Source organism: Thauera sp. 2A1, from assembly GCF_009469595.2.
Lineage (GTDB): Bacteria > Pseudomonadota > Gammaproteobacteria > Burkholderiales > Rhodocyclaceae > Thauera.
Genome location: NZ_SSXV01000016.1, coordinates 1 through 15,578, shown reverse-complemented (window position 1 = coordinate 15,578; position 15,578 = coordinate 1). Strand labels below are relative to the sequence as shown.

Below are 15,578 nucleotides of genomic sequence, written 5' to 3'. Positions count from 1 at the left end.
GGGCTCCTTGTCAGTGCTGACGGTAACGACGCTGCACGTGTTCCTGGCGGATCGCGATCTGCTGCTGCCGCTCCTCCGGCGAGATCAGGCGGGTGTCGGCCGGCAGGTGCTGGCGCACCTCGGCGAGCGGCACCTTCTTCGCCGTGGCCCACGGCAGGTTGTCCATCGGCTTGACCGGGTAGGCCCAGCGGATCGCCATGTAGCCCTCGGGCTGGCCGGTGGTGTCGAGCCAGTTGGCGATGCCCGGGTCGCGGTGCGAGACCACCAGGCGGAAGACGTTGTCGGCATCGCGGTGCGCCTGCAGGCCGCCGAGGCTGCTCTGGTAGTTGGCGAAGTCCAACGATTCGCCCCACATGTTGCCGAGGCTGAAGCCGATGTACACCGGCTCCACCGGCTGGTGCAGCTCGACCACCAGGGCTTCGTCGGGTGCCAGCTCGAAGATGCCGCCGCAATACACGTTGGTGGCCATGCCGCCAGCGGTGGCAAGCGACGCAGCATTCGGCTTGTTGAAGTCGTTGCGCGGCATGAAGCACTGGCCGTCGCCGTTCATGTCGCCGTAGCACTCGCACACCACCGCGTAGAACTCGTTCCAGAAATGCACCTGGTTGCGGGTGAAGCGGCCGATGTCGGCGATCTGCTTCGCGGCGACTTCGGGCGTGTAGGCCGGCATCGGCTTGCCCAGCAGGTCGTTGCGGTAGATGAAGAGCTCGAGCAGGTCCTCGTTCTCCCAGTCGGAGAACAGCTCGCGCAGCATCACGAGCTGGCTCACGTACTCGCGCGTCACGCTGCTGCCGTCCTTCTGCTTGCGAGTGCGGCTGGCGCGGGTGAGCATGAAGTTGCCTTCGTAGCCGGGCGGCTTCTCCGGGGCGAGCAGGATCTCGAAGCTGCCGTCGGCCTCCACTTTCAGCTCGGTGCAGTCCAGTTCGGCGCAGTTGATGCGCGAGCCGGGCGTCATCTCCTTCAGGCTGCCGCTCTCGCCCGAGTAGCCGCTGGGCGTCTCGAAGATCACGTAGTGCGGTGCCTTGCGCACCCCGGCCGGCGCCTTGCCGCCGCGCCAGGCGCTGGTGTCGCCGGCGCGGCCGCGGATGGTGTAGCTATGGTTGCCGTCGATCGGCGCCATCAGGTAGATCGCGTCGCAGTTGTCGATCGTCGAGCGGTTGAGCGGCTGGATCGCCCGCACGAAGTGGGGGAATTCCGGCGTCGGGCCGAGGCAGCGCGAGATCGAGCCATACAGGAAGCCGAGCACGTAGCGGTAGCCTTCCGCGAGGTTGCGGGGCGTGGCGGGCGGCGGCCACAGCGCAGGATCGTCGATCGCATTACGCGCATCCTCGAGCTGCGCGATCATGCCGTCCCAGGCCTGGCGGAGCAGGGCCGCGGCGTCGCGGGTGGCAGGGTCGGAAGGCTGGAGATGGGCCTTGACCGTCACGAATACCTCGTCGTGCAGGGGGTTGGGCTCATGCATGGGCAGTCTCCTTGTTCTTGTGCGGGGCGGCAGGGACGTCGTCGTCCCACTGGAACTGTTCGAAGACGGGGGCAAGCCGGTCACGGATTTCGCGGTCGTCCAGGCCGAACTCGGCCAGGCTGTAGCGGTGTTCCGTCTCATGCTTGCGGGTGCGGGCAGCCTCCGCGTCGAGGAAGGCGGCATAGGCGGGGCCGATCTGCATCGCGAGGTCGCGGTACACGTCCTGGATGGTTCCCCTCGGATCGGTCGTCAGGCGGCGGTAATCGACCACGGCGCGCGGCGTCTCCGGATGGCGGGCAAGGACTTCGAGCGGGTAGAGGTAGGTTTCGTAAGACAGCCCGGTCATGACCTCGTTGGACTCGCGAATGCGCTCCTGCGACAGGTTGCCCTGCAGCTTCCAGCCCACGTTGAGGAGCTTTAGCAGGCTGGGGATGGTCTCGTAGGGGTTGCGGTACAGGACCACGAAGCGGGCATCCGGAAAGGCTCCGAGCAGGGACTCCACGCGGCCGCAGTAGGTCGGGTTCTTGCTCAGGTGGATGCGGTCGCTGCCGTTCAGATAAAGCTGGCGGCGCACGCATTCCCGGTAGAACTTCATCATGCGGCGCCGGCTCGCGGCCGGGCGCTGGTCGATGTGGAAGAAATCGAGCTCGCTCATGTAGGGCAGCTTGGTCAGCCAGAAGCCCGACGCGCACGAATTGAAATACATCAGGTCGTCTTCTTCCGGGATCGTCAGGCCCATCTTGTGGATGTGCTGCATGGGGCCGAACTTGCGCTTCTCCCAGGCCTGCAGCTTGCGCTCCAGCGCGCGGCCCAGCAGATGGGCATCGATCCAGGCCGCCAGGCGCACCAGCTTCTTCTGCAGCAGCGAGGGCAGCAGCAACTCGTAGTACTTGAAGGCCGAGAAGCGCTCGTCCGCGCTCATCAGGCGGTGGGCCAGCGTGGTGCCGCTGCGGGCGTGGCCGATGATGAAGACGGGCTTCTTCACCCGCGTGAACCAGAGCCCCGGAAACAGGATGCCGTCCAGGAAGAAGCACACGGCCGTGACGGTGGCGCGCAGCGGGATGTGCAGCAACAGCAGCTTGTAGAGGCCGCGCCGCTGGCGCTGGTTCTGCTCCTTGCCGACCAGGCGCAGCAGCTTCAACCAGACGGTGAAATCGAAGTAGTAGAACAAGGGTGTCTCCTCAATCGTTCGTGCTGCCTTCAACGGGCAGCTTGGTCAGATACCGCACGAGCATCGCGTGCAGTTCGTCGATGAAGCCCTGCGTCAGGATCAGTTCCGGGTTGCGGTCCAGCGTGGCGTGGATCGTTCCTTCGAGGGCGTTGACCACCATCTGCGCGGCCAGCGCGTAATCGGTGACGCGCAGCAGCTCGTGGTGGCGTTTGAGGGCCGACGGCAGCCACGCGGTGGTGGTGGGCTTGTCCGGGTAGCGCTTCAGCGAGTAGGACTCGAAGTCGTACTTCCAGTGGATCTCGAGGTAGAAGTCCAGCAGTTGCAGGTACAGCCGGCGGTGGCGTGCGACATGCTCCTCGACGAAGAAGGCCAGCGTCGCATCCAGCGAATCCTTGGCGAGCGCGATCGTCTGGCGGTCGAGCCGGTTGATCTCGTCCAGCTCGGAGGTCAGCAGCTCGTTGCAGATGTCGGCCGCGATCGCATGCTTGTCCGAGTAGTACTGGTACAGGCTGCCGATGCTGATGCCCGCGACCTCGGCGATCCGGTTGGTGGTGAGGCGCGCGTGACCTTCCTGCTTCAGGATGCGGAGCGCGGCCTCGCGAATTGCCTTCAGCGTGGCGGCGGCACGCGACTGGGTGGGGCTGCGGCGAAGAGGGGAGTGGTTGGAGGCCATGCTTTTTCGTGCCGGTGACGTGGATCATTGGAGCAAAGCGCCCCGTCCGTGGCTACTCGCATTCAGTTCGTGATGGAAGCCGGAAGATTGCGATAAAAGTCATTGGAAACAATTGACTGCAGATCTACGCGACTTCCTTTCATCATAAACTGAATAAAGCTCGGTTTTTGCCGGTCATGGGGTGGGCGCCATGCCCCATGCGGCGAAGTGCGGGTTGGCGAAATCCGGCTTGCCATACGTCAGCACCTTGCCGTCGAGGGTGTTCACGCTGCCGCCGGCAGCGCGCAGCACCGCATCGCCGGCGGCAATGTCCCATTCCATGGTGCGGCCCAGGCGCGGATAGACGTCCGCTTCGCCGGCCGCCACCAGGCACAGCTTGAGCGACGATCCGGCGTTGGTCTGGCTGGCCACCTTGCGCCCGGCAAGGAAGGCCGCGAGGGCGTCGGCGTCGCCGTGCGAGCGGCTGGCCACCACGGTGAGTCCTTCCATCGGCGGCATGCGGCAGGCGATGCTGCGGCGCACGCCCTTGTCCTCGGCGAAGCCGCCCGCGCCCGCCGCGCCGGCGAAGAGCCTGTCGAGCGCGGGCGCGAACACGACGCCCAGCACCGGCGTGCCGTGCTCGACGAGGGCGATATTGACGGTGAATTCGCCGTTGCGGCTGATGAATTCCTTGGTGCCGTCCAGCGGATCGACGAGCCAGAAGCGATCGGCCACCGCCGGAATGCGCCCGGCGGACGCTTCTTCCTCGGACACCACCGGGATGTCCGGCGTGAGCCGGGCGAGCTCGGGCAGGATCAGGGCTTCGGCCCGTTCGTCCGCCTCGGTGACGGGCGATGCATCGTCCTTGCCGCGTACGGCGAAGTCGGTCGCGTAGATTTCCATGATGGCTGCTCCGGCGGCGCGCGCCACCGGCAGCAGACGTTCCAGCAGGGAAGGGAGATCGAGGGTCGGGAGCATGAGGTTTCCGTTCGGTAATGGGTGTGCGGAGCCGGCCCCGGTGCGGGGCCGGCCGGCTTCAGTCGGCGATGATGCTGCGCAGGCGCAGGGCGTCGATCACGGCATCTGCCGCCGCCTCGAGCGATAGTTGGGCCGTCGCGAGCCGGATTTCCGGCGCCTCGGGCACCTCGTAGGGCGAGTCGATGCCGGTGAAGTTCTTCAGCTCGCCGCGCCGCGCCTTCTTGTACAGGCCCTTGACGTCGCGCTGCTCGGCGATCTCCAGCGGCGTATCGACGTGGATCTCGACGAACTCGCCGTCCTCGACCAGCGCGCGCGCCATCTGGCGCTCGGCGCGGAAGGGCGAGATGAAGGCGGTGAGCACGATCAGCCCGGCATCGACCATCAACCTGGCCACTTCGCCGACGCGGCGGATGTTCTCCACGCGGTCGGCATCGGTGAAGCCCAGGTCCTTGTTCAGCCCGTGGCGCACGTTGTCACCGTCGAGCAGATAGGTGTGGTGGCCGAGCGCATGGAGCTTCTTCTCGACCAGGTTGGCGATCGACGACTTGCCCGCGCCCGACAGGCCGGTGAACCACAGCACGCAGCTCTTCTGCTGCTTCAGCGCCGAACGGGCAGACTTGTCCACATCGACGTGCTGCAGATGGATGTTGTGGGCGCGGCGCAGGGCAAAGTGCAGCAGACCCGCGCCTATCGTGTTGTTGGACAGCCGGTCGATCAGGATGAAACCGCCGGTATCGCGGTTGTGGGCGCAGGGGTCGAAGGCGATCGGCCGATCCAGGCTCAGGTTGCACACGCCGATCGCGTTCAGCTCGAGCTTCTTCGCCGCGATGTGCTCGAGCGTGTTCACGTTCACCTGGTACTTGATGTCGGTGATCGTGGCGGTGACGACCTTGGCGCCGATCTTCAGCAGGTAGGGGCGGCCGGGCAGCATCGGCTCGTCGTGCATCCACACCAGCGTGGTCTCGAACTGGTCGGCCACTTCCGCAGGCGCCTCCACCGTCGAGATCACGTCGCCGCGCGAGATGTCGATCTCGTCGGCCAGCGTCATCGTGATCGACTGCCCCGCCACCGCCTGCGCCAGGTCGCCGCCGTGGGTGACGATGCGCGCCACCGTGCTCTCGCGCCCCGACGGCTGCACGCGGATGCGGTCGCCGGGGCGGATCACGCCGCTCGCCACCTGGCCGGCAAAGCCGCGGAAATCCAGATTCGGGCGGTTCACCCACTGCACCGGCAGGCGGAAAGGCTCGCGCTGCATGCGCGCGTCGTCGATCTCCACCGTCTCCAGGTAGTCCATCAGCGTGGCGCCGTGGTACCACGGCATCGCATCGCCGGCTTCGATGATGTTGTCGCCCCTGAAAGCCGACAGCGGGATGAAGGTGACGTCCTTCAGCCCGATCTGAGCGGCAAAGGCGGAATAGTCCTCGCGGATGTCGTGGAAGACTTTTTCCGAGTAGTCGACCAGGTCCATCTTGTTGATCGCCACGACGATGTGGCGGATGCCCAGCAGCGACACCAGGTAGCTGTGGCGCCGCGTCTGGGTCAGGATGCCCTTGCGCGCATCGACCATCAGGATCGCGACGTCGGCGGTGGACGCGCCGGTGACCATGTTGCGGGTGTACTGCTCGTGGCCCGGCGTGTCGGCGACGATGAACTTGCGCTTGTCGGTGGAGAAGAAGCGGTAGGCCACGTCGATGGTGATGCCCTGCTCGCGCTCGGCGGCCAGACCATCGACGAGCAGCGCGAAGTCGATCGCATCGCCCTGCGTGCCCCATTTCTTCGAGTCCGCTTCCACCGCGGCCAACTGGTCCTCGAACAGCATCTTCGACTCAAACAGCAGGCGGCCGATCAGCGTGCTCTTGCCGTCGTCCACGCTGCCGCAGGTGATGAAGCGCAGCAGGCTCTTGTTCTCGTGCGCCTTCAGGTATTGCTCGATGTCGGTGGCGATCAGATCCGATACGTGTGCCATTTAGAAGTAGCCCTCTTGCTTTTTCTTTTCCATGGAAGCGGCGGAATCGTGGTCGATCACCCGGCCCTGGCGCTCGGACGTTTTCGTCAGCAGCATTTCCTGGATGATCGCCGGCAGCGTGTCGGCCTCGGACTCCACCGCGCCGGTCAGCGGGTAGCAGCCCAGGGTGCGGAAACGCACCTTCTTCATCATCGGCACTTCGCCCGGTTTCAAGGGCATGCGCTCGTCGTCGACCATGATCAGCGTGCCGTCGCGCTCGACCACCGGGCGCTCGGCCGCGTAGTACAGCGGCACGATGGGCACGTTCTCGAGGTGGATGTATTGCCAGATGTCGAGCTCGGTCCAGTTCGACAGCGGGAACACGCGGATCGACTCGCCCTTGTGCTTGCGGGTGTTGTACAGCTTCCACAGCTCCGGGCGCTGGTTCTTCGGGTCCCAGCGATGCTGTGCGGAACGGAAGGAGAACACGCGCTCCTTGGCGCGCGACTTCTCCTCGTCGCGCCGCGCGCCGCCGAAGGCCGCGTCGAAGCCGTACTTGTCGAGCGCCTGCTTCAAGCCCTCGGTCTTCATGATGTCGGTGTGGATGGCCGAGCCGTGGGTGAAGGGGTTGATGTCCCTTTCCACGCCTTCGGGGTTGATATGCACCAGCAGGTCCATGCCCGTCTGCTGTGCCATGCGGTCGCGGAAGCGGTACATCTCCTGGAACTTCCAGCGCGTGTCGACGTGCAGCAGCGGGAAGGGCGGCACCGCCGGGTAGAAGGCCTTCATCGCCAGGTGCAGCATGACCGCGCTGTCCTTGCCGATGGAATACAGCATGACCGGGTTGTCGGCTTCGGCGACGACTTCGCGCAGGATGTGGATGCTTTCGGCTTCGAGCCGTTGCAGGTGGGTGAGTGTCATGGATTCTCCAGCTTGTTGCGGGACCTAGGGACGTGGGGGGCCGGCCGCGCCGCCGGGGCGGCGCGGTTCGGTACTGCGTGGAGCGTGGGGGTTCAGGCGGTCGCGTGCAGCCTATGCACCCGCCGCGGGCGTTGGGGGGCTTCGGCCTCGGCAGCCGGGGCGGTCGGCGTCGTGCACTTGCCTGCCGCATCCGATGCCGCCATCGCTGCCGCGACCTCGGCACCATCGGTTGCCGGCGGCACCGCTTCGTAAAGCGTCGTGCGTTGTCGCAGCAGGCGTGCGCAGCGCGCCGCGATGGCGCGCAGGTCGGCGGTCTCCATCAACTGGCCGTTGGCACCGCCCGCTGCGCGCGTGATCGATTCGTACATCAGCGTGCCGCCGAGGTCGTTGGCGCCGGCCTGCAGGCAGAGCGCCGCGCCTTCGGCGCCCATCTTCACCCACGAGGTCTGGATGTTCGGGATCAGCGGATGCAGCACCAGGCGGGCGACCGCATGCATCAGCACCGACTCGCGCAGCGTCGGGCCGGAACGTGCGCGGCCCTTGTGCCACAGCGGCGACTCCATATGCACGAAGGGCAGCGGCACGAACTCGGTGAAGCCGCCGGTCTTCGCCTGCAGCCGGCGGATGGCCAGCAGGTGGCGCGCCCAGTGCTGCGGTGCATCCACATGGCCGAACATGATGGTCGCGGTGCTGCGGATGCCGACCTCGTGCGCGGCTTCCATCACCTCGAGCCATTGCGCGGTGTCGAGCTTGTCCGGGCAGATGATGGCGCGCACCTCGTCGTCGAGGATTTCCGCCGCCGTGCCCGGCAGCGTGCGCAGGCCGGCATCGCGCAGGCGCCGCAGGTAGTCGCGCAGCGACAGCCCCAGCGTGGCGGCGCCGTGGCGGATCTCCAGCGGCGAGAAGGCATGGATGTGCATGTCGGGCGTCGCGCGCTTCACCGCCGCCAGCAGCTCGAGGTAGGTGTCGCCGGTGTAGTGCGGGTGGATGCCGCCCTGCATGCACACCTCGGTGGCGCCGCGCGCCCAGGCTTCGAGCGCACGGGCGGCAACCTGCTCGGCTTCGAGCCGGTAGGCCGGGCCGCGCAGCGTGGATGCGGCGTGGCTCTTGGCAAAGGCGCAGAAGCCGCAGCGGTGCTGGCAGATGTTGGTGTAGTTGATGTTGCAGTTGCGCACGTGCGTGACCGTGTCGCCCACGGTGTCGCGCCGCAGGCGGTCGGCCGCCGCCATCACCGCGTGCAGATCCGCGCCCTGCGCGTCGAAGAGGCGCACGATCTCGTCCTCGGCCAGCTCGCGGCCCGCCAGGGCCTTGTCGAGCAGCGCGCGCATGGCCTGCGATGGCGCCGTGCCGCCCGCTTGCGACGCGAAGGCGCGCAGCGCAGCGGGCGAGGGCGCCTGGCCGGTGCCGGCGAGCCACTCGTCGGCGCGGGCGAAGCCGCTGGCGTCCGCACGGCGCAGCAGGGCGGTGCCCATCGCCGTGTCGGTCCACCGCGCAGCCTCGCGCACGAAGGACGGGATCAGCGGCAGGCGCGGGCGCAGATGGCGGCCGTGCGTTGCCGTCTCGGCGGCGAGCGCATCGATCTGCGGCCACGCCGCTTCCGGGTTCACGTGATCGAGGGTGACCGGCGAGATGCCGCCCCAGTCATTGACGCCGGCGCGCAGCAGCGGGCCGAGCTCGCCGGGCCTCAGGTTGGGCGGCGCCTGGATGGACATGCGGGCGCCGAAGATCAGCCGTGCCATCGCGATCGTCCATGTGTGATCGTCCAGCCCGGGCTCGTCCGCCCGCGCCATCACCGTGCCGGCCTTGGCGCGGAAGTTCTGCACGATGATCTCCTGCAGGTGCCCGTGCGCCGCGTGCAGGTCGCGCAGCGCGAGCAGGGAGTCGACGCGCTCGCGGCGCGTCTCGCCGATGCCGATCAGGATGCCGGTGGTCATCGGCACCGCCTGTTCGCCAGCGAGGCGCAAGGTGGCGAGGCGAACGTCGGGGTGCTTGTCCACGCACTTCCAGTGCGGGCCGCCGCGTTCGCACAGGCGGCTGGAGGACGACTCCAGCATGATGCCCATCGAGGCCGACAGCGGGCGCAGCAGGGCGATCTCTTCGGCACTCATGGTGCCGGGGTTCACATGCGGCAACAGCCCGGTCTCGCGATGCACCAGCGCGGCCATCTCCGCCAGGTATTCGATGGTCGAGCCGTGGCCGAGCGCAGCGAGGGCGTCGCGCGCCGCCTTGTAGCGCGACTCCGGGCGCTCGCCGAGGGTGAACAAGGCCTCGTGGCAGCCCGCCGCTGCCCCGGCGCGGGCGATCGCCAGCACCTCGTCGGTGCTCAGGTAGGCGCTCGGCACCGACTTGGGCGTCGTGGCGAAGGTGCAGTAGCCGCAGGTGTTGCGGCACAGCCGGGTCAGAGGAATGAAGACCTTGCGCGAATAGCCCACGCTGGCACCGTGCCCGGCCAGCGTCAGGGCCTCGGCGGTGTGCAGCAGGTCGGCGTGCGATGCACGCTCGGCCAGCAGATGGATCTCCTGGGCCGACAGCATGTGTCCTGCCCGCGCGTGGGCGAGAAGGCTCAGAGTGAGGTCGTGCATGGCGTCGGACTCCAGCGGGAGGGCGTGAAGGGGGAACCGGCCGCCGGCAACAGGCAGGGGAGGTCGGCAGGGGTGTCGATGTCGAGGGCGAGACCGTTCAGCGCGGGCAGGGCGGGGGTGATCCGGCGCAGGCGCGCCTCCGCCAGGTGGCGTGACAGGCTGTTCGTGCCGAACCGGAAGGGGAAATCCAGCCCGTCCGCGATGAAAAGCGCATTGGTGCCGGTGCCGTGGCGGTCCGATGCCAGGGCCATGCCCTGCTGCCGGCCGGCGCGGACGAAGCGGTCGATGTCGGCCGCCCGCACCAGGGGCAGGTCGGCATGGATGACCAGCAGCGAGCTCGCACCGTGGTCGAGCAGCCGGTCGGCAGCGGCGGTCAGCGCCGGGTTCAGGCCCTGGCCGGGGTCCGGCAGGGCGAGCACGCCGGCAGGAACCCGTTCCGGCTCGCTGCTCACCACCGCGACGCGATCGATCTCGTGCGCTCCGGACAGGGCGGACAACACGGTCTCGAGCATCGTCTGCACCAGCCCGGCGCGCGCGGCTTCATCCAGCATGCCGGCCAGCCGCGTCTTGCCGAAGCGGCGCGCCTTGAGCGGAACCACAGCCCAGCAGCTCATGACCGTGCTCCTGGCGATCCGGCCGCAGCGGCGCCGTCAACACGCCGCGAGGCGTGTGTGGCGTCATTGGCTGCGAGAGGGGTGTGATGAGGTGTCTGCATGGTCTTCGTGCTGTCCTTGGCAAAATTGAAACATCTCAGATACGACGATGGCTACTCGCTTTGAGGCTGCCGCGTTTTGTCGAAGGGCCAGAAAAATAAGAATTAAAACAATGAAGTGCAGACGTCGTTGAAATGCATTCCGGCTAAAGATGAAAAAGCTCGGTTTTCAGGGCGTGCGATTGCGTCGATGGAGCGGAACGCGGCCGGGTCAGGCCTTGCGTGGGAGGGCGGTCGCGAAGGCGAGCGTTTCCTGCGCGACGCGAATGCGATCGGCAGGCGTCAGCATCAGCGTGTCGGTGACATGCACCGGCAGGGCGATGCGCTCGCGCAGGTGGGCGTCGCGGGCATCCAGCACGAAGCCGTCGAGCAGGTCGCCGTATTGGCGGACGATCTCGTCCGCGCTCACCGGCACGCCGAGTTCGGTCATGATCTTGGCCGTCGGCCCCTTCACCGCGGCGCCGCCAACCAGCGGCGACACCGCGACGATGGGCACGCCCCGCCCACGCAGGAGCGCACGCAGGCCGGGTACCGCCAGGATGGGGGCGATGCTCAGGTAGGGGTTGGACGGGCAGATCAGAATGGCGCCCAGTTCCTCGTCGGCGAGCGCCGGCTCCAACGCGGCGCACGGGCGCGTGTCGGGGGCGAACATGAATTCGATCGCACGCGTCACCGGTCGGCATTGCTGGCGGACGAAGTAGTCCTGGAAGTCGAACACGCCGTCGTCCGTCCGCACGCGGGTGCGCAGCGGCTGATCGGACATCGGCACGATGTCGGCGGCGATGCCGAAGCGGCGCGCAAAGTCGGCGACGATGGCCGAGAGCGGCTCGCCGGCCGCGAGCCGGCGCGTGCGCTCCACATGGGTGGCGAGGTCACCGTCGCCGAGCCGGAACCAGGTCTCGCCGCCCAGGCGGGCGAGCGCATCCATGAAGGTCCAGGTCTCGTCGCGCCGGCCCCAGCCGGTCTCGGGGTTGGCGAGGTCGGCCAGCGTGTAGAGCGCGGTGTCGATGTCGGGCGAGATGTGCAGGCCGAGGTGGGTGAAGTCGTCGCCGGTATTCACCACGACGGTGAGCCGGCCGCGGCCCGCCGCGTGCAGCAGTCCGTCGGCGAGCTTGGCGCCACCGACGCCGCCGCTCAGGGCAAGGATGTTGGTTGCGCTCATTGGAACAGGTCCGTGTCGATCGGGCGCACCAGCGCCCGGCAATCCGTCTCGGGCGCGGCCGGCATGAAGCCGCTGGCGATCACCACCGGCATGCCCTCGTCGCCTTCGCCCATCACCACCGCGGCGCCGGCGGCCACTGCATCGGCAAAGGCGGTCTGGGTGATCTGCAGCGTGCGGCCGTGGCGGTCGGTGTCGCCGCGGCGGTCGATCAGCGCCGGGATGCCGGCCGAGCCCAGCGCCACGTTCACCACGCCGTTGCGCCACGGGCGGCCGAAGCTGTCGCTGACGATGACGCCCACCGCCTGCCCGGTGGCCAGGCGCAAGGCCTCGCGCAGCGCGGCGGCCGAGGCGCCAGGGTCCAGCGGCAGCAGCAGGGCGCGTTCGCGGCCAGCTTCGCCCGGCACGTTGGACATGTCGATGCCGGCGTTGGCCATCACGTAACCGAGGCGATGGCGCACGATCAGCACGCCCGGCACCGCGCGCAGCACGCGCGTCGATTCGGACAGGGTCAGCTCGACCAGGCGCGCATCCTTGCCGGTGATCCCGGCGAGCTCCCGCGCCTTGTCGGAAGGGATGACCTCATCGAGCCAGGCGAAGCGGCCTTCCGACTTCGACACGATCTTCTGCGCCACCACGACGATGCTGTCGCTGCCCAGCGCACTCCCGTTCTCCGCGAGCGCGCCGACGATCAGCGGCGCCAGGGCATCGCCGGGGCGGATCTCCGGGATGCCGGAAAGCGCTTCGAAACAGAGCCGGCGTCCCATGGCGGCCGGCTCAGGCGTCGGCATTCATGTCGAGCTTGCCGGTGATGCACAGGCCGGCGCCGTCGACACGATAGGTCTTGTTGAGAAAGATCAGCACCGAGGTCATCGCCTCGGCCGCTGCAGAGTTCGCCAGGGCGCCGCCATGCAGCCCGCGCAGGCCGGCGGCATCGGCCAGCGCCACGACCTGGGCGCGGTCGGCCTTGTCGTCGCCGAACACCAGCACGTCGCAGGCGATGTCCTCGTCAGTCGCCAGCTTGTGGGCGGCCACGTTGTGGAAGGCCGAGACCACGCGCACCGCCTCGCCCAGCGTCTGCTGCGCGCGCAGCGCGGCGCAGCCCTCGGGCGGCAACTGCACGCGCATCACCTTGGGCGGCATCAGCGGCACCGTGGTATCCACCACCAGCTTGCCGGCCGCAGCGGTGCGGATCTCCTCCAGCGTGGCGACCTGCGACGCGAAGGGCACACTGACCACGATCAGGTCGGCGCGGGCGGCAACTTCGCCGTTGAGTCCCGAATCGACCACCGCGCCGGTCTCCGCCGCCAGCGCGGCGGCCGCTTCGCGGGCCTTGCCGGCATCGCGCGAGCCGATCGCCACGCGCAGCCCCGCCTTCGCCCAGCGGCGGGCGAGGGCCGCCCCGAGCTTGCCGGTACCGCCGATGACGCCGATTGTTCTTGTGTTGTCGATGACCATCTGTGTGTCTCCATGGGGTGGGCGTAATGCCCGCATTGGCGCGAGCATGCGCAGTATTGCTCACGCTACGAGACTCGATGGCTGCAGGGCATCGTCCGATTGGACGACGCCTTGCGGGGCGGGCAGCGGATCGCTGTGTCCCTCAAGTCCAATCCGGCCATGAGAACAACCATGTCCGATCCAGAGACATGGCTCGATGGACATTTTGTCCTCCACTGAGCCTTTCACTCCAAGGCTCAGTTTCGCAATACTGATGGCCGCTGAACCAAACTGGACGGCGGTAGCGACAGACCATCAGAGTCAGCGGCATCGCCGGGTCGATCCGCCCGAATGAACAAGAGGAGAACGACTGCATGCCGAACGACAGAAATGAGCACTCCCAGCCCCGAGCCACTATCGCCGGACACGTAGAGCCCAGGAGACTGCCCTCGGCTTACCCGGAGCCGTTTGCCTCGCGCATGGCTGGGCGCGAGAAGCGCCAACTCGGCGAAGTGTTTGGACTTCGCAACTTCGGCGTCAATCTGACAACGCTTCAGCCCGGCGCCATTTCTGCCCTGCGCCACTCTCACGAAACTCAGGACGAGTTCATCTACGTGCTCAAGGGAAATCCCATGTTGCGCACCGACGCTGGCGAAATGCCACTGGCACCAGGCATGTGCGCGGGCTTTCGCGCCGGCAGCGGCGATGCACATCAGCTCTTCAATCCCGGTCCGGATGATGTTGAGTACCTCGAAATCGGTGACCGGAGCCCCGGAGATTCCGTCCACTACCCGGACGATGACCTGATGGCTCAATGGGTGGATGGTCGCTGGAAGTTCCTGCACAAGGACGGCCGAGCGTACTGACACAATTCGGTGGCCACAGCGCCCGCACAATCCTCCCGGTCGATACCGGGGCAACCCCGTCGAGTTCAAGCCATGAGCAGAATATTCCGCGCGCGCGACTTCACTGCCGATCGGCCTGATGGGCGACACCTCCATCGTTCCCACTCATGCCGTCCTCGCGAGGCTTTGCTCGGTGTACATGAAGCACGAAGCGCCCGGCCTGCAGCGAGGCAATGCGCTGATGCTCTACGCTCAAGTGTCCGACGGACAACCCGCCCCTAGCTGATCTCCGCCAAGAACCGCACCCGCGCACTCTGCAGCGCCAGCCGCCCGGCCTCATCCGTGACGCGCAGCGCGGCGCGGTGATAGGCCTCGAACGCGGCCTTGACCTTTGCCGCATCGAGCGGCGGTGCCGTGTCCTCTTCCGGCGCAGCCGGCGGAGTTTCTCCGGGAATGGGCTGCAGCGTGGCGTGCTTGGGGATGAAGTCCGTGCCCCCGGAATCCGCCGCGGCGGTCATGGGGCCGACCTTGGTGTAGTTGCGGCCTTTCCACTGGAAGCGGGCGCCGGTCGGGAGCTGGTCGATCTTCATCGGTTTGCGCGGGCTGAGGTCGGGGCCGACAGTCTATTTGAAGACGGCGGCCCGCTGTACGGTGAAGCAGGCGCGGGCGGGGCGGCGCCGGCCATGTCGTCGATGCCGAGAATGGGGCGGGGGACGATTCCCTCAGAGGGCAAGCTTCAGCTTGCGTCCACCCGTCACCGAGAATCCCTCGCGTTCATAGAATGCCAGGGTTCTGTCGAATTCTGGCAGCGGCGGTGTCGTGACCTCCAGACGACGCCAGCCACGGGACATGGCGAAGGACTTGGCCTGGGATACGAGACGAAGTCCCAATTTCTTCGAGCGGAATTCGGGGCGCACGTACAACTCCTGCATCGTGCCGAATGTGCCTTCGGCATAGAGCGAGCAGCTTTCGCAGAGCGAGACGAAACCGACGGCATGGCGGCCCGCATCGCGGGCGACGAACACGAAGTACTTCTCCCGACTCAGGAAGTCCGCCAGCCGGGTCGCGGTCTCCGTCAGGTCGAAGTTGAAGGCCGGTGTGCCGATGGCGTGCATGATCTCTGCCAGCAGCTCGCCCACGAGGATGGCGACCTCCCAGGCGTCATCCGCTGCGGCTTCATGTATGGTCAGCCCTGAATTCATCTTTTCAAGCTCGCAAGGTTCCAGTTCGAATGCCATGAAAGTCTCCTGGTGAGGTACCGATGTGGCGGCAATGGTGGGGACTGCCGCCATGGTGTGCTCGCTGATGGCAACGGTGCCGCGGGCGCCCCGACGCCAATAGGCAGGCATGAGGGAGGCAGGCATGAGGGAGTAGCCATTGGCCTGATAGCCGATGACGGTCACCCAGCCGTTATCGACGACACGGACCCCCGGTACGTTCGCCGGCTCGACGTCGAAGATTTTCCCGCCATACATGCAGTATTCGAATTTCATGCCCTCCCTGGCCAGGGCTGAAACCTTGTCCTTGATCTGGCTGATCGTCTTCTGCTCTTCCGGTGAATATCCCGTCGTGTCCCGGGCCAGGAGCCAGGGCTGCCGCAGCTACCCATTCATCATTCGTCATCTTCCTCTTCCGGTTGGAATCCGAGCATTTCGGCGCGGAGTTCATCGGAAGCGGAAGCCAGCAATCGCTTGGTCTTGATGCTGGTCTTGCG

General features: G+C 67.1%; 14 protein-coding genes. 1 reads left to right on the top strand and 13 read right to left on the bottom strand.

All coding sequences use genetic code 11. The features are described 5' to 3' along the window. Nucleotides 1-10: 10 nt before the first annotated feature. The 11 genes from GH664_RS14610 to npdG form a co-directional block, all read right to left on the bottom strand. Complete coding sequence (locus tag GH664_RS14610; RefSeq protein WP_153168818.1) at nt 11-1,462, bottom strand: hypothetical protein; 1,452 nt, start codon at nt 1,460-1,462, stop codon at nt 11-13. Then, entirely contained in the window at nt 1,455-2,633 is a 1,179-nt protein-coding gene (locus GH664_RS14605) for a sulfotransferase (RefSeq protein ID WP_153168817.1), read from the bottom strand. The genes GH664_RS14610 and GH664_RS14605 overlap by 8 nt, the downstream gene beginning before the upstream one ends. Before the next feature lie 10 nt (nt 2,634-2,643). Then, nucleotides 2,644-3,306 carry a TetR/AcrR family transcriptional regulator gene (locus tag GH664_RS14600; protein WP_153168816.1) on the bottom strand — a complete coding sequence of 221 codons (663 nt, stop codon included), beginning with the start codon at nt 3,304-3,306 and terminating at the stop codon, nt 2,644-2,646. A 174-nt stretch (nt 3,307-3,480) separates the two neighbouring features. Beyond that, entirely contained in the window at nt 3,481-4,263 is a 783-nt protein-coding gene (gene cysQ / locus GH664_RS14595) for a 3'(2'),5'-bisphosphate nucleotidase CysQ (RefSeq protein ID WP_153168815.1), read from the bottom strand. Between the two features lie 58 nt (nt 4,264-4,321). After that, the gene (gene cysN / locus GH664_RS14590; RefSeq protein WP_153168814.1) at nt 4,322-6,229 is read right to left on the bottom strand and encodes a sulfate adenylyltransferase subunit CysN; all 1,908 of its coding nucleotides are present in this window, start codon (nt 6,227-6,229) and stop codon (nt 4,322-4,324) included. Next, nucleotides 6,230-7,129 (bottom strand): sulfate adenylyltransferase subunit CysD, encoded by a 900-nt coding sequence (gene cysD, locus GH664_RS14585; protein ID WP_153168813.1) that lies wholly within the window; start codon nt 7,127-7,129, stop codon nt 6,230-6,232. It lies immediately after the preceding gene. Between the two features lie 92 nt (nt 7,130-7,221). Next, nucleotides 7,222-9,711 (bottom strand): 5-amino-6-(D-ribitylamino)uracil--L-tyrosine 4-hydroxyphenyl transferase CofH, encoded by a 2,490-nt coding sequence (gene cofH, locus GH664_RS14580; RefSeq protein ID WP_228111534.1) that lies wholly within the window; start codon nt 9,709-9,711, stop codon nt 7,222-7,224. Further along, nucleotides 9,693-10,325 carry a 2-phospho-L-lactate guanylyltransferase gene (cofC, locus tag GH664_RS14575; RefSeq protein ID WP_153168811.1) on the bottom strand — a complete coding sequence of 211 codons (633 nt, stop codon included), beginning with the start codon at nt 10,323-10,325 and terminating at the stop codon, nt 9,693-9,695. Before cofC ends, cofH begins: the two co-directional genes overlap by 19 nt. 309 nt (nt 10,326-10,634) lie before the next feature. Then, nucleotides 10,635-11,585 carry a 2-phospho-L-lactate transferase gene (cofD, locus tag GH664_RS14570; protein WP_153168810.1) on the bottom strand — a complete coding sequence of 317 codons (951 nt, stop codon included), beginning with the start codon at nt 11,583-11,585 and terminating at the stop codon, nt 10,635-10,637. Next, nucleotides 11,582-12,373: a coenzyme F420-0:L-glutamate ligase gene (gene cofE / locus GH664_RS14565; protein WP_256219471.1), complete on the bottom strand. Its 792-nt coding sequence runs from the start codon at nt 12,371-12,373 to the stop codon at nt 11,582-11,584. Before cofE ends, cofD begins: the two co-directional genes overlap by 4 nt. Next, entirely contained in the window at nt 12,360-13,040 is a 681-nt protein-coding gene (gene npdG, locus GH664_RS14560; protein ID WP_153168809.1) for an NADPH-dependent F420 reductase, read from the bottom strand. The genes cofE and npdG overlap by 14 nt, the downstream gene beginning before the upstream one ends. Before the next feature lie 458 nt (nt 13,041-13,498). Here npdG and GH664_RS14555 point away from each other — a divergent pair, with 458 nt between their 5' ends. Further along, a complete protein-coding gene (locus tag GH664_RS14555; RefSeq protein WP_228111533.1) occupies nt 13,499-13,885 on the top strand; it encodes a cupin domain-containing protein in 387 nt (128 codons plus the stop codon). Between the two features lie 257 nt (nt 13,886-14,142). Here GH664_RS14555 and GH664_RS14550 read toward each other — a convergent pair whose 3' ends face one another. Together GH664_RS14550 and GH664_RS14545 are read right to left on the bottom strand one after the other, a co-directional pair. Further along, the gene (locus GH664_RS14550; protein WP_153168807.1) at nt 14,143-14,454 is read right to left on the bottom strand and encodes a hypothetical protein; all 312 of its coding nucleotides are present in this window, start codon (nt 14,452-14,454) and stop codon (nt 14,143-14,145) included. A gap of 132 nt (nt 14,455-14,586) precedes the next feature. Continuing rightward, nucleotides 14,587-15,357 (bottom strand): GNAT family N-acetyltransferase, encoded by a 771-nt coding sequence (locus tag GH664_RS14545; protein WP_228111532.1) that lies wholly within the window; start codon nt 15,355-15,357, stop codon nt 14,587-14,589. Between the last annotated feature and the right edge of the window lie 221 nt (nt 15,358-15,578).